General features: G+C 39.7%; 14 protein-coding genes. 5 read left to right on the plus strand and 9 right to left on the minus strand.

Features of this window, described 5'->3' with window-relative positions; translation table 11 throughout:
* The 4 genes from HWQ37_RS25970 to HWQ37_RS25985 all read right to left on the minus strand — a co-directional run.
* Nucleotides 1-873, minus strand: an 873-nt coding sequence (locus tag HWQ37_RS25970; RefSeq protein ID WP_292752823.1) for a GAF domain-containing protein, incomplete at its 3' end; no start/stop codon positions are given.
* A gap of 256 nt (nucleotides 874-1,129) precedes the next feature.
* Nucleotides 1,130-2,317, minus strand: coding sequence for a TRC40/GET3/ArsA family transport-energizing ATPase (locus tag HWQ37_RS25975; protein ID WP_292752826.1), 1,188 nt, complete (start codon nucleotides 2,315-2,317; stop codon nucleotides 1,130-1,132).
* Between the two features lie 103 nt (nucleotides 2,318-2,420).
* Nucleotides 2,421-2,702 (minus strand): hypothetical protein, encoded by a 282-nt coding sequence (locus tag HWQ37_RS25980; RefSeq protein WP_292752829.1) that lies wholly within the window; start codon nucleotides 2,700-2,702, stop codon nucleotides 2,421-2,423.
* Nucleotides 2,703-2,963: 261 nt separating this feature from the next.
* On the minus strand, nucleotides 2,964-3,119 hold the full coding sequence (locus HWQ37_RS25985) for a hypothetical protein (RefSeq protein ID WP_292752832.1): 156 nt from the start codon (nucleotides 3,117-3,119) through the stop codon (nucleotides 2,964-2,966).
* On the opposite strand from HWQ37_RS25985, the gene HWQ37_RS25990 reads away from it, so the two are divergent.
* Nucleotides 3,106-3,432, plus strand: coding sequence for a hypothetical protein (locus HWQ37_RS25990; RefSeq protein WP_292752835.1), 327 nt, complete (start codon nucleotides 3,106-3,108; stop codon nucleotides 3,430-3,432). The two genes, HWQ37_RS25985 and HWQ37_RS25990, sit on opposite strands and share 14 nt — an antisense overlap.
* Before the next feature lie 285 nt (nucleotides 3,433-3,717).
* On the opposite strand, the gene HWQ37_RS25995 is transcribed toward HWQ37_RS25990, so the two are convergent.
* The 3 genes from HWQ37_RS25995 to HWQ37_RS26005 form a co-directional block, all read right to left on the minus strand.
* Nucleotides 3,718-4,104 carry a DUF2358 domain-containing protein gene (locus tag HWQ37_RS25995; RefSeq protein ID WP_292752838.1) on the minus strand — a complete coding sequence of 129 codons (387 nt, stop codon included), beginning with the start codon at nucleotides 4,102-4,104 and terminating at the stop codon, nucleotides 3,718-3,720.
* A 49-nt stretch (nucleotides 4,105-4,153) separates the two neighbouring features.
* Nucleotides 4,154-4,717: a hypothetical protein gene (locus HWQ37_RS26000; RefSeq protein WP_292752841.1), complete on the minus strand. Its 564-nt coding sequence runs from the start codon at nucleotides 4,715-4,717 to the stop codon at nucleotides 4,154-4,156.
* A gap of 159 nt (nucleotides 4,718-4,876) precedes the next feature.
* Nucleotides 4,877-5,572, minus strand: coding sequence for a HupE/UreJ family protein (locus HWQ37_RS26005; RefSeq protein ID WP_292752843.1), 696 nt, complete (start codon nucleotides 5,570-5,572; stop codon nucleotides 4,877-4,879).
* Nucleotides 5,573-5,633: 61 nt separating this feature from the next.
* Here HWQ37_RS26005 and HWQ37_RS26010 point away from each other — a divergent pair, with 61 nt between their 5' ends.
* A complete protein-coding gene (locus HWQ37_RS26010) occupies nucleotides 5,634-5,756 on the plus strand; it encodes a hypothetical protein (RefSeq protein ID WP_292752846.1) in 123 nt (40 codons plus the stop codon).
* A 115-nt stretch (nucleotides 5,757-5,871) separates the two neighbouring features.
* On the opposite strand, the gene HWQ37_RS26015 is transcribed toward HWQ37_RS26010, so the two are convergent.
* On the minus strand, nucleotides 5,872-6,606 hold the full coding sequence (locus HWQ37_RS26015) for an SGNH/GDSL hydrolase family protein (RefSeq protein ID WP_292752849.1): 735 nt from the start codon (nucleotides 6,604-6,606) through the stop codon (nucleotides 5,872-5,874).
* Between the two features lie 698 nt (nucleotides 6,607-7,304).
* Here HWQ37_RS26015 and HWQ37_RS26020 point away from each other — a divergent pair.
* The gene (locus tag HWQ37_RS26020; protein ID WP_292752852.1) at nucleotides 7,305-9,113 is read left to right on the plus strand and encodes an endonuclease; all 1,809 of its coding nucleotides are present in this window, start codon (nucleotides 7,305-7,307) and stop codon (nucleotides 9,111-9,113) included.
* Nucleotides 9,114-9,541: 428 nt separating this feature from the next.
* On the opposite strand, the gene HWQ37_RS26025 is transcribed toward HWQ37_RS26020, so the two are convergent.
* Nucleotides 9,542-10,603, minus strand: a complete 1,062-nt coding sequence (locus tag HWQ37_RS26025; protein ID WP_292752855.1) for an L-histidine N(alpha)-methyltransferase — start codon at nucleotides 10,601-10,603, stop codon at nucleotides 9,542-9,544.
* Nucleotides 10,604-10,867: 264 nt separating this feature from the next.
* Between HWQ37_RS26025 and HWQ37_RS26030 the strand changes: the two genes are divergently transcribed.
* The gene (locus tag HWQ37_RS26030; protein WP_292752858.1) at nucleotides 10,868-12,298 is read left to right on the plus strand and encodes a WD40 repeat domain-containing protein; all 1,431 of its coding nucleotides are present in this window, start codon (nucleotides 10,868-10,870) and stop codon (nucleotides 12,296-12,298) included.
* A gap of 89 nt (nucleotides 12,299-12,387) precedes the next feature.
* Complete coding sequence (locus HWQ37_RS26035; protein WP_292752861.1) at nucleotides 12,388-14,181, plus strand: ABC transporter ATP-binding protein; 1,794 nt, start codon at nucleotides 12,388-12,390, stop codon at nucleotides 14,179-14,181.
* The last annotated feature ends 183 nt before the right edge of the window (nucleotides 14,182-14,364 follow it).

The raw sequence follows: 14,364 nt of genomic DNA on the forward strand, positions 1-14,364 counted from the left end.
TATAGTTTGTTCTGGCATTACAGGTTGCTGTCCACAGATATAAAGCTTGATACAAGTATTTCCTGGTATTAAGCATTCTGTTAAGCTGGTGACGTTGCCATTGTGGAAATCAAAAGCTTCATTTCTAATGCAAAGCCTACCACCAACACCATTAAAGGCAGCAACAGCCTCTTCTAAGGCTGGTTGTAAAACAATCGTCGGTAGTGAATGTAGTAGGGTTGCAATGCGGTTAACGATCGCTTCTCGTTCGGCTGTTTTGCGAACTTGAGTGTGAAGGGTGCTTTGGGCGATCGCCACTGACAGTTGCTCGACTACCATTTGTATTGCTTCTAGTTCATATTCTGAAATTAAACGCGCTTCAGAGTTATGAGACACCAGCAGCCCCCAAAGTTGACTTTGATAGAGAATAGGCGCTACTACAGAGGATTTTACCCCCATTGCCGTCAAATATTCAATATGGCAGGGGTCTACAGGGCGGTAACGGATCTCCTCTGAGATAGTTTCTCCATTATCTAAGTCATGCAGGTGAATTTGACCAATCTCTTTAGTATCAATATTCACAACAGAACGCACCCGTGATTTGATCAATAGTTCGCGGGCATAAGATGGAATGTCATCAGCAGGGAAATTTAGCCCTAGTAGCGACGGTAAACGATTGTTGTAGATTGACTCAGCAACCACTTGACCACTACCATCGGCATGAAATTTGTAAATCATCACTCGGTCAGTTTTTAATAGCGATCGCACCTCTGCCGTTGTCACCGTGATAATTTCTTCTAACTCTAAGCTGCGTCGGATACGGTTTGTAATGCGGCGTAGTAAACTTTCTTCATCGTGACATAAGGGCAAATCTTGTTCGGGATTGGAGGTCATTGATTATAGTAAAATAAATTAATAATTTGAAAACTGACATAATTAAATCTAAAGACATTTTGAAATTTATTGCGTCAATTTGTCTTCAGTAAAACTACGGTCAAATCATTAATAAAAATATTTTTTTACCTTTTATCAAAATTCACCAAAAAATTATAAAAACAGACGCTAAAAAGGTTGCGTCTGTACTAGCTACAAGATAAAGTTCTTGCTTTTTAGTTTTAACTTTTTGTTGACACAGTAACGTTCAACAAAATTAAACTCTTGTGTTGTCAGCAAAGCGGATTTTTAGATAGTCATCTTCCATCTTTGCCCCGGCTGGTTGTAGTGCTGCTAAGGCTTGTGGCAAAACTAAGTTACGACGATGGTTGCCAATAGTAATGTTTAATTCGTCTCCAGTTTTACTTAGTTGAACTTGGTCTTTAGGGATACCAGGTAAGTAAAGTTCTAAGCTGTATTGGTTTTCCTCTTGCACTACTCTCAGAGTTGTTTCTTTGTAATAAACCTGAGTTGGATCTTCATCTTTATAAAGAGTTTCTTTCAGGCGTTCTAATGAAGCTAATCCGCACATTTCCTCAGAAAATAGGGGAACTTCTTTTACAGGCAAAGGGTGAAAATCATCATGAATTTCCTGGCGATATTGCTCCTGACTTTCCTTCCAACGTTGAAAAAATGGGTCTTGGACTTCGCGGGGAATAATCCGATTCGCCACGACTAAATCTGTTGCAACATTATACAAACTCAGATAAGCATGGGCGCGAAGAGACTCTTTAATCACCATTTTTTCGGGATTTGTTACCAGACGCACTGAGGTTTGAGTATTATCTGTTAATACTTTTTCCAGAGCTTCAATTTGTTCATAAAACTCATAAGGTGCATCCATTACCTCTTTATCAGGCAGCGAAAAACCAGCAATTGGTCTGAAAAAAGGTTCAACCAGGGGGCGAAGTGCCACCGAGATGTTTTGAAATGGCTTGTAAAAACGGCGCATATACCAGCCACCAACTTCAGGTAAACTCAGCAAGCGCAGTGCTGTGCCGGTAGGGGCTGAGTCGATAATTAAGACATCAAACTCACCTTCATCGTAATGGCGCTTCATCCTTACCAAGCCAAAAATCTCATCCATGCCTGGTAAAATTGCCAATTCTTCCGCCTGTACGCCATCTAAACCCCTTGCCTGTAAAACTTGGGTAATATAACGTTTCACAGCACCCCAGTTTCCCTCCAGTTCTTGCAGTGCATCCAGTTCAGCACCCCAGAGATTTGGGCGAATTTTGTTGGGTGCATGTCCCAGTTCCATATCAAAACTGTCTGCGAGGGAATGGGCGGGATCTGTACTTAAAACTAATGTCTGATACCCTAGTTCCGCACAACGGAGTCCAGTTGCAGCAGCGACGGAAGTTTTGCCCACACCGCCTTTACCGGTCATCAAAATTACACGCATAGATGCTTCTATCCTGCCTGAGAATTTTTACATTTATTTACATTATCGACTGTTTAAGGAAAATAAATGTTGTTTCAACACGTCTAGGCATTAATATGAGTATTTACCCTAACTCATCCGTTGGGTTTTGCTGCAATAACTGGTCAAGCTTAGTTTCCAGTGCTGAGAGTTTTTTAAGAATTGTGGGGCGATCGCCATCAAGAGAAATTAGTAAATTGGTTATTCTCTCTTGTACATTCGTTAATTGTGCTACTGCACTCTGGATTTGGAGCATTCCTTCTCGGAGTTCTTGGCGTTCATGACGTGCTTCCGCCATTTCATCTAACATAGCTTGGACTGTTTTCCCGTTACTCTCAATTAGATGTTTGAGTTCTTTATCAGTCATTGCGATCGTACTTTCAAGTTGAGTTTCTCATTTACTCTAAAGTATTGAGGGATTTTGTTTCAATCCCCGGTAGGTAAGTAAGTGGGCATGAATAATTAAAGGTTTGTAGTAAGGACTTTAGTCCTCTAATGAGGGACAAAGCCTTCACTAAGAGGAAATTTGATGAATTTTACATTGCGTAACATAGTTTGATTTATTCTTGCCCACTTACTAAGCACAACTGTGTACCATAAACTACGCTTTAATTACCTGAAAATTGATTTACTGGCTCAACATTGCAAAAACTTGCTCAACAAGCATCTTAGCTTTGTGCGAATTTAACAGTTTTTCCTGTTCAAATCTATCGGGGTAAGTCATTTTCCTATCTTCCAGCGTTAGCCGAATCAATGCTATTTGTTCATCTGTGGGCGAACTCATCTCATCTATCGCTGCGCCAAGCGAAATCAATAAGGATTTGCCAATGATGGTAGATAAAGAAACTATGCTCATTAATGTTGGAGCGCAGAATGATGCTTTAATTTACAACTACATTCTAGTTAATTATACGTCAGCAGAAGTAGATGAATATCAATTTTTAACAACTATGGGTGAGAGATTAACGAATTCAGTATGTACTCATCTAGAAACAAAAGAATTATTGAATAATGGGATATCACTTCATTATTACTATAATGGAAATGACTCTATTTTCATTGGAAAAATAATAATATCGCCTTCAGATTGTCGTTAAGAACAAGGATAACGATTGATATATATTTAAATATAAATCACTCTATAGGACTAGTATTTGATTTTTGAAATGCACGTAGCAGACTGTCTACGCAAAATAGTGCATTAGACGTAGACGTAGGTTGGGTGGAGGCTTTGCGTAACCCAACATATATCAGGATGTTGGGTTACGCAAAGCCTCCACCCAACCTACAATTTTTTTGCAATCATTAAAGCCATGACAGTTCATTACTTGACTACTGAGATTTTTTCAGAAATCAAATATGATTCCTATACAATTTCAATGTCAATTTTTTCCAGAGAAAAAATGCTGCTTCACCACATCTAAGCGCGAACAATTCCAATAATCGATATGTGAGACAATCAAACCATCAGAGTTAAGACCTAATTCACTCCAACCAGGAATAGAGATCCGTGGCTTCCAGGGTACAGGAGTATTCCAACTGAGTGTCCACTCGGTTTTTATTGTGTCTCCTAAACGTTGAATATTATGTAAGTCCATCTTCGGATCTAAAAACCAAGTTTGGATAAAATTAATCATTTCTTTGTAACGTTTAACACCACAAAATTTATTCAGTGGGTCTTTAAAATAAACCTCTGGAGCATAAATACTGTAAGTTTGATTGACTGGGAATCTTTGATAGTCTTCTTTGAGGATTTCAATGATATCCATGATAAATATATCTGTAAATTGGTTTAATAAGAAAACTGAAAAATTGAAATTAACCCTCATTCCATAAACGTTCTAATTGATGTCGCCAAGCCGCTAGGACTTCTTCTCGCCCTTGTGAAGTTTGATTTATTTCGTCCATCATTCCTTCAGCATAAAAGCGTTCTAAGCTTTGCATCGTAGCTTGCAGAGATTGTCCTTGCTGTTTTGCTGCCTGAATAATTTGCCGGATGCGACTTTCAATTAGTCGATTAAAGACATTATCTAATCCAGCCTGATGGAGAGATATAAGTCGGTTGATTGCATTGGACAAATCTGCACTCACTAAAGTCTCATTGTGATGTTGAAATACCCCCCAAATTACCCTTTCATACAAAGCGTAACGTACTTCTTGAGTGTCATCAAAGTTAGCTTCTAGGAACTGTTCTAAAAATGGTTGGGCTTGTTGGATGGGGAGAATAGGCAGTAAAACTCGCAACCAAATATTATCTTCGGAAAGCAGCACCAACAACCGAAAAGTAGGAGTGTCTACTTGCCACGATCCAGGAGCAACGGCATCAACAACCGATGTGCTAAATAATTCTGTTAGCGTACCCGCAATTTCTTCAGGTGTCATAACTTTTTATTTATATATGCCTCTAGATTAGCGCAGAGGTGCATCAACTTATTCACTAGAACGCTTGCTTGTCTAGTCTGAAAACGCAGTGGGGGCGCACAGCTAGGTGTACGCCCCCACGAATGAATGTATTCCACTGAATTAATTGAAATATCTAATTTAAATAAGCGAATTGCTCAAAAACACGACACCGATCGCACATAAAGCGAAGCCAGCAATGCTCATTTTCCAGAGTAAAGTTCGGTTGATTTCTCCCATACCCGTCGCAACACCAATTTTTCTGGCACTCATGGCAACTGCAAACAGAGTTAAAGTAATGCCTAGTATATAGGCAACTACTGGTATTATTTCTGCCGCAATAATAGATTCCGCATTAGCGTAACCCTGAAATAAACCAGCAGTGATGCCTACCAGAGCAAGCACCAGAAAGTTTAGTTGATTTGGCATCATCAGCATAGTACCAAAAACAATGGTAGAAATGGCGATCGCAGCGCCAGCCGTAGGCATCGCTATTTGTATGTCTGGTAAATTTAGCTCGAATAGATGAATTACAATGCCCAAAACTGTTGCCAAGACAAAACATCCAGCGATCGCAGCACCACGAACAAACACAGATGAGAGTAAGCCAATTGCAACAATACCAACTAAACAATTTAAACTAATTACTGGATCTGCTAATCCCCAGATCAAGGCTTCCCAGGCGTTAGAAATGCTATGTTCAAATGGTGTTCCACTCAATGAACTCAGTAAGCTGATTAAAATTAAAGCTGCGATCGCCCCAACATGGCGATCCATGAACTTTGAGGTCTTAAGTTGCCCCCAAGTACGGGATTCTGATAATTTAGTCTTGAACATCGCTATATACCAAATTAGTTTTTAGGTAACTTATACTACCCACCTACCCCAAAAAACTAACGTGGTAATTACGCTAGATCCTACTAACTTCATAAAGTTATGTAAAGCCGCAGTGGTAGAAAAAGTTTTCTCTATTGAGATTCAAGATGCGATCGCTAATCAAGAATCTGCCCAAAACTGCTGACAATATAACTAAACTATAAAAGAGATTTGGAAGTTTTGATGATTTATCAGTAATTATTAATTGCACATTTTATTTTTTATAAATAGGTGAATTAAACATATCTAAAAAGTTATTTTTATATTTGTCTGACGATGCTATCAACTAAATTTTGAATCATTTGGGCATCTGTTTCACTTAAACTTTCCAACTCAATTCTGTTGCTTTCTTCTGGCGTACTAGAATCGCTACTATATATACGACGACTCAAGTTTAAGGGACTATTCTCATAAAATATTGTATAGAATACACACGCTGCTACATACGATCCAATCGGACTAGGATGGCTTTGATCGGAACTATAAAGGTTTAATTTTAGATTCGCTTCCTGAATTTTTTGCCAAGCAGTTCCCACAGGTGCAACTTTAGCTTTTAGTTCTTTAGCAATGCTCATGTAAGCATCAGTCAATGTCTGTTGCGTTTCTGGTTGATTTTGCTTTGCCCAAGTCAAGTAAAACACTGTTTGGGAATTAACTCGCTTAATTTCGGCATCAAACAGACTAGCATACTTGTACATTTCCTGGGGATTGGTAATTGGTAAAGTACTTTGCTCTTGCAATACTACGTAATCCCAGCGTTTCGCTTTCAAAAGCCTGAGTGCTTCACCACGTTTCCAGTGATTTTTAAGTGTAGCTCCACCAATCACAACCATTTCAGTTTCTAACTTTTTAGGTTCTTTCGTTGAGGCCGCCAACTGTTGTGTCAACCAAGGAAGATCGTTGAAATATGTATAGCTGTTCCCAATAAATAAAACTCTGATTGTCTGCCGTTCAGTTACAGGGAAAGAATTTGTCTGAATCTGCCTTCCTAACATCTTAAACAAGACAATTATCAGAAAGAGGAATAAACATACATATATTATCTTGATATTGCTCATCATCCTTAAAATCTTTGAAGTATAACTTATTCTTGGACGGGATTCTTTTGGAAATTGTTCTGACTCTTGGTGAGAGGATGTTTGAAAAGTCCTTTTGTTGGTAGTGAAATAGCTGATTAACCAAGGTTTTACCCCACCCTAACCCTCCCCTTGCAAAGGGGAGGGAACTAGATTTCCGGCTTCCCCCCTTTGCAAGGGGGGATTGAGGGGGGTGAGACGACTTGTGTGTACACTGTAGCCTTTTTAAGCTAGACAAGTTATGACCAGTATAGGTTTCAACTCTTTTAGTAGTTTCGTAGGGTGCATTATGGATATGCCGAATTAACAAATGCGAACCCCGAATCAACAAATGCGAACCCCAAATCAACAAATGCGTAGGTGTAGCCAGGGTAACACACCGCAAATCTTTAGTAGATGAAGTTTTTCCGACTTGTGTGTACACCGTAGCCTTTTTAAGGGGGGCTAGTGGGAATCAATAAGTACCTAAAATCACTGCAAACCACTTTTCAAACAACCTCTGAGTATATGAAAGTTTTTCCCAAGAGATTACAAATTTTACCCAATCTAAAACTTTTCTTAACTGAACTGTATTAAGAAAAAGACTAATCTAGAAAGTATCTTCATTGAAACAGACAATGAAATTTATCAAATTGCTACTACTTAGTATTGCTTTTATCTTCTTTGGATGGATTAGTCCAATACAAGCTAGTTCAATAGCTCAATTGCCAACTCCTTTACCTGTAGTTGCACAACCTGAAACAACATCTTTGAAAAATTCACAAGATGTATTCACTGTTGCAACTTTTAATGTCGAGAATTTAGACCCGAAAGACCAACGCTTTGATAATATTGCCAAAATTATTGGCAATAATTTGAACGCGCCAGATGTCATTAGTTTAATTGAAGTTCAGGATAACAACGGGCCAACCAATGATGAGGTTGTGAATGCAAATGAGACTTACCAAAAACTGATTGCTGCACTCAAAAATATTGGTAGTCCAACATACAAGTTTGTTGATATTCCGCCCAGCGACGATCGAGATGGTGGAGAACCTGGAGGTAATATTCGTGTCGGTTTCTTGTTCCGACCCAGCCGGATAACTCTAGCAAAACTGTCCAAAAAAGGCGGTTCATTAGATGCTGTGGCTATTACTCAAGGTAAAAATGGTCTCGATCTCTCGCTGAATCCAGGTCGGATTGACCCCACCAATCCTGCTTTCGATGAAAGCCGTAAGCCACTTGTCGCCGAATTTATTTTTAACGATCAAAAACTGTTTATCATTGCTAATCACTTTGTTTCTAAGCTTGGAGGTTCTCCCAGCGATGTTAAACGAGTCAAACAAGCCGAAATCGTGAATGAATTCGTGGCGCAATTACTACAAATTGATCCACAAGCCAAAGTAATTGTATTGGGTGATTTAAACGATTTACCAGATTCCCCACCTCTGAAAGCCTTGAAGGGTAACATTCTTGAGAATTTGACCGATCGTTTACCTAATAGCGATCGCTTTAGTTTTAAATTCAAGGGAAATCCTGAACTTATTGACCATTTGTTAGTCAGTGAAAACCTTTCCCGTGTTGCTCAACCAGAAATTGATATTGTACATGTAAATGTTGGCTTTAAGAAGCCTGTCAGCGACCACGATCCTGTGATTGCAGCGTTTACATTACCTGCTAACCAGTCTAACACTGGCACCATTCCTCCTGTTGTCCAACCTATTCCCACTCCCGTAAATGATTCGGCGATTATATTGCCGCAATTATCAAAAGTTGCTCTAGTTGAGGAACTAGCTAAGAAGTATACGCCTAGCGAAACTTTGAATTACGATCGCGCCAGAGACGAAATGTTTAGCGTTATTGATAACCAAGCAGGTATTGTCACAGACATTTATGCCAGTTACCCAATTACTTTAATTGGCAAAGGCGATCCTAGTCAGGAAGCTGATAAACTAGGATTGAATACCGAACATACTTGGCCACAAAGTAAAGGCGCTGATCAGGGTAATTCCCGAAGTGACCTTCACCATCTATTTCCGGCACGAGAAGATATTAATAGTGAGCGAGGCAACAAACCTTTCGATGATATAGCCGATACAACTACTAAGAAATGGTATCGAAATGATACTGTTCAATCTACAATTCCTACTACTGGAATCGACGAGTTTAGCGAATCGGCATCATCTAAATTTGAGCCTAGAGAGAAAGTAAAAGGTGATATAGCCAGAGCAATTTTCTACTTTTACACTATTTATCGCCAGCAAGCTGAGACAGTAGACCCAAATTACTTTCAAAATCAGCGTCAAACTTTGTGTAAATGGAATCAGCAAGATCCCCCAGATACTACTGAAATAGAACGGAATCGTGCGATCGCTAAATTTCAGGGTAATGACAATCCATTCGTGCTAGATGTCACATTAGCAGAACGGGCATACTGTAATTCTTAAATACTTTCTTTGCTACTTGGATTTTTTACGCCGTACTTAATGATTTGTGCGCTGATGTTGCGTAGTTTACCGCCGTAGGCATCGCTTTACAGCAGCCCTTAGAACGTATTTCCGTGGAAATGGTCTTTCGCAGTTTGTATTTTTTCCATCGCGCACGATGCCGTTCGCGGAGCGTCTCGTAGAGAAGGCGGGCTACGCCTACGCATAACCCATTATTAGAGCTTGGAGTTCCCTTAAGGGTTATTGGTGTAGATGATTGGTCTTTCAAGACGCGATTTATCGCGTCTCTACATCAGGGTTTTGTTGCTCATTCTGAACTGTATTGTAATTTACATGGCTTTCAGCTTTAACTGAACCGTATTTAGTTATAGCCAATTTGCTGTAGGCTCAGTGTTTTGGAGATGACAGAGCAAGTCTAATTGAGAAGCTTAGTTACTGGCAATCTTACAAATCACCATAATATGTGATTTGTATTTGTTAGTACTGTAGTGAAGAAGTTGTAGTCCAGAACGTTCTAGTTCTTTCAACAGTTTAGGCATTTCGTACTTGTGATGTCGCCAAATAGTAATCTCTTCGCCTTCAGAGAGTTCAATATTTTTATCTATCCCCATACGACTAAAGTTGATAGTGTAATCATGACGGAGTTTCAGATTAGCAACGATACTATCTGTTTTTAAATCGTATTTTCTCACTAGTTCACAATCTTCAGATTTAATCCCAATCTTCTTTTTAACCCATCCATAGACTTCTTCTACATGATACTTACAGCCACCTCTAACGATTCCGTCCCATGTAGAGTTAGAACCAGTTTCGTTAGTGAAGACTAGAAAATCATTTTTTCCCATACTATCTCTAAAATTTTTGAACACCTCATCTCTATCTTGATGATTTCCAATCGTAACTCCTAAGTGCAAAAATATTTTCGCCGCGTCGTCAATTTCAAGGCTAGCTTGATTTTGGAATAAACTTTTGGGTACACAACTACTTTCTATATCAATTGTGGAACTGATAAACTCGACTAATGGAAACCATTTGTTAAAATTATTTTTGGATACACGAAGCAATTCTTCACTAATATCTAAAGCAATATATTTATTAACCTTCCCTAATTTATTCAGTCTGCGGATAAATTTTTTGACTGGATATGAATTACCTGCACCAACGTCTATAATATTTACTCTTTCACCACTTTTGATATTGCCATTCAGGTATTTAAAGTTGTCTTTTAACAGGTCAACTTCTACATTTGGTCTTCCATACCATCTAGGAATAACATATTTTAGATAAAAATCGTTCCAAATTTTTGCACCTCTCCCTTTATACGAATACTTGAGAGGGATTTCTCGTCTAACTTCTAATGCATGAATTATCCCTAAAATTTCTTCTTCAGAAAAAAGAGAGTAGAACTCAGAACTTGGCTTTGCTGTGCGACTGATAGCAGGTGAGATATCTAAGGGAAGTTGGGAATTGCTATGAAAATTTTCAGCCATTATTCTTGTTTTTTGGTTTTATTTTGTCTTGAAATTGATTAGCCGCAATGCTTGCTAAATAGGTATTCTCTCATGTCACTGTCCCAAAATTTGGAATTTTGATCACAAATAATTTCCCGCAAGTTATACAGGATTTAATCAAAAACAACATAAACCTTGCTACTCTTCTTTTGGCGGAGATGCTATGCTAACGGGAAAGCTCTGCGAACGTCGTTCCTCTTCGCAATTACATATTAGATTTAATTATGTCTGCCTACTTACATTATGGTAGATAATTCCCAAGAGCCAAAAGAGCATGATGTAGTTCTGGGCGGTCATTCTAAAGCCCCAGCAGACGGTGTAGTTTTGGGAGGACTTGAAAGAATTAAGCAGTTGATGGCGCATGGAAGGATTGAGCAAAAAATTGATGCTCTTCTGGATGCTTTTGAATATGGACAAGCTGGCTTAGAAATAATTATTCATTCGTTGCATGACTCTTCAATAGAAGTGAGGGAGGCTGCCTATTTTCTACTTCAAGAAAGTACAGAATTGTCAGCAAAAGAGGTATTACAAGAATATATACCCTATGAATTTTTTAAATATCTTCATGCATGGAATGGGGAAACTGTAATGTCTTTGTGTTTTTCAATCAGTTCAGATTGGAAAACTCTAGTAAGTGTTGATAATGGTAAATGCAACCTTTGGGATTTAAGAACAGGTCAGCTAATACGCACTTTGGATATCGATTTACCAAATGATGATGGTGATGATGTTACTGATTATGTTAATATCGCTTTCATCCCTGATACGCAAACCTTTCTCATTGCATCTGAAGGTATAGTAACTGTATGGGACATACAAACAGTCGAGATAATTCGCACTTTAAAAGGTAATTACGCTGGCTCTTTCGCTACCAATTTGTTGAATAAAACAACCATCTGTCTTTATCGTCGCGATCGTGGTGATCATGATGACTACTCTGAATCGGAACACCCAGTTAAAGTCTGGAATTTACAGACAGGTCAGCTAGTTAGTACAATATACGAGCATAATCATAATACAGGTGATGAGAGTGACCTGATCATCAACCCCTCAGAGCAGTTTCTCACCATTATGTATTTTCACTATAAGGATGCACGTGGTTATTATGACATAGTTCTTAAAATGTGGGATTTACGAACGGGTGAACGAATTGATACCTTTAATGTGCCTCTTAGTAAATCGGATAAAAATTCTTTCCCTACCTTAAGCCAAGATGGAAAAACTCTTGTTACTTGCAGTGTGGATGCCAGCATCAAAGTGTGGAATTTACAAACAAAGAAGATAATTCATATTTTCCAAGGCCATCGACTTATTTACGGTCATCGATCTATTTTCCTAAGCCCCAAAGCAAATATGCTTGCAAGTGGAGGTGCAGATAATAGAATTAATACTATCATTGTGTGGGATTTAATTAGAGGAGAAAAAATACATACACTTCAAGGGTCTGAACCTGTGGCTTTCAGCACAGATGCTAAAGTTATCGTTAGTGGAGGTGCAGACAATACAATCATTGTGTGGGATTTACAAACGGGTGAAAAACTTTGCATACTGGAAGGTCATTCATCTCGAATTGTAGACATTGCTATCAGCCCAGATGGCCAAACTATTGTCAGTTCCAGTGACGTTAGTAGTTACTTTGCTAACGATGCTACTATCAAAGTCTGGGGAGTGTGATAATACTAACACCCTTGATTGACTAGCCAATTGGTTTTTTACAATCAAAAATAGGAGATAATTTTCAAAAGATACAGGGGTAAATACCATTGCTTCAGCAACCAGAACTCCAGGAAACTTCGTCGATAAAGTCAACCCAGCGCGTGCTTAAAAGTTTGAGTACTTACCGGTGGACTTCACTGGGAGCATTAGTCAGCTTATTGCTGTTGACGATCGCAAACGCTGTAACCCCACAACTATTTCGGTGGGGAATTGATGAGGGGATCTCGCAAAAAAACCTTCAAATTGTGCTATGTAGCGCCGCCTGGATGGTAGTCGCCGCGATCGCTCGTGGGGTATTTAATTTTGGACAAAGCTATCTAGCAGAAGCAGTATCTCAGGGTGTTGCTTATGACCTGCGAAACAAAATTTTCAGCAAAATTCAAAATCTCAGTTTCAGCTTTCATGACCAGGCGCAGACTTCCCAATTGCTAACCCGTGTCACCAGCGACATTGAGCAGATTCGTACTTTTATTGGCACTAGCTTAATTCAGGTCGTCGGTTCACTTGTGACATTGGTGAGTATTGCGGTAATTTTGCTGCTGATGAACTGGGAACTAGCACTGATTACGCTCACGTCAGTGCCGATCGCTGCATGGTTGATGGCACAATTCGTCACTCGCAATAACAAACTTTTTCGGCAAGTACAAGAGCAACTAAGCGACCTCAATGCTATATTGCAAGAGAATTTGCTCGGAATCCGCGTAGTGAAAGCCTTTGTACGGGAGTCAACCGAAAGGTCGCGTTACACGACTCTAAATGATGGCCTAGTCAGTGCAAACATGAAGACCATTAGCGCCATCCGTAATACCTTCCCGTTGATCTTTTTGCTGAGTAATTTTGTAACACTGGCAGTTTTCGGCTACGGGGGAGCGCAAGTGATTGGGCGTAGGTTCTCCATTGGCGAACTGGTGGCGTTTAACTCCTACTTAGCATTGATTCTCCAACCGATTTTATTAATTGGATTTGCCGCACCCGCGATCGCTCAAGCAGCAGCTTCCGCCGAACGAGTCTATGAGGTTGTAGACGCAGAGGTAGAAATCCGCGATCGCCCCGGCGCTGTCCCATTTGACACCTGCGGTGGTAGAATTACCTTTGAAAATGTTTCCTTTCGCTATCCAGGAGCGACAACCGAAACTCTCAAAGAAGTTTCCTTTGAAACCAAGCCCAACGAGCTAATCGCCGTTCTCGGTATGACTGGTTCGGGAAAAAGCACAATTATGAACCTGATTCCCCGCTTTTACGATGTCACAAATGGGGCAGTTCGCATTGACGGACGAGATATTGCAAGTTTCACACTCAAAAGCCTCAGATCGCATATTGGGATTGTATTTCAGGAAACCACCCTCTTCTCTGGCACAATCCGCGAAAATATTGCCTACGCCAAACCTAATGCAACTTTAGAGCAGGTAATTGAAGTTGCCAAAACTGCCCAAATGCACGATTTTATTAGCGGTCTACCCAATGGTTACGAGACGATTGTGGGTGAACGGGGTGTAGGCTTATCTGGTGGACAAAAACAACGAATTGCGATCGCTCGTACTTTATTAACCGATTACAGCATTCTGATTTTGGATGATAGTACCTCGGCTGTGGATGCCAAAACTGCTGCCCAAATTCAAGCCAAACTAGATGGCTTAATGCGCCAAAAAGCTTGTACAACCTTTGTCGTAGCTCAACGCTTTAGCACCGTCCAGAATGCCGATCGCATTTTTCTCATGGATAAAGGACGATTGGTAGCCCAAGGGACTCACGACGAATTGATGCAAACCAGTCCACTCTACGGTGTGATTTTGGAATCTCAGGTAAAGCCGAAGGAGAAAAATCATCCCAAATTAGCATAATTAGTCTGGCTGGAAATTTTGATCGCAGCCTTAAGGCAATAGCGAACAAGTCTTATCTTATTATTGGGACTGCGCTTTTGGTAAATGAAAAAGTTTCGATGCTATCCCCAGAGTTGACAATTGCGAACTTATTACCAACACAAGTTATATCGTATGGGCCATATTGGTTGTCAAAAACGATTG

Source organism: Nostoc sp. NMS4 (assembly GCF_017115095.1).
Lineage (GTDB): Bacteria > Cyanobacteriota > Cyanobacteriia > Cyanobacteriales > Nostocaceae > Nostoc.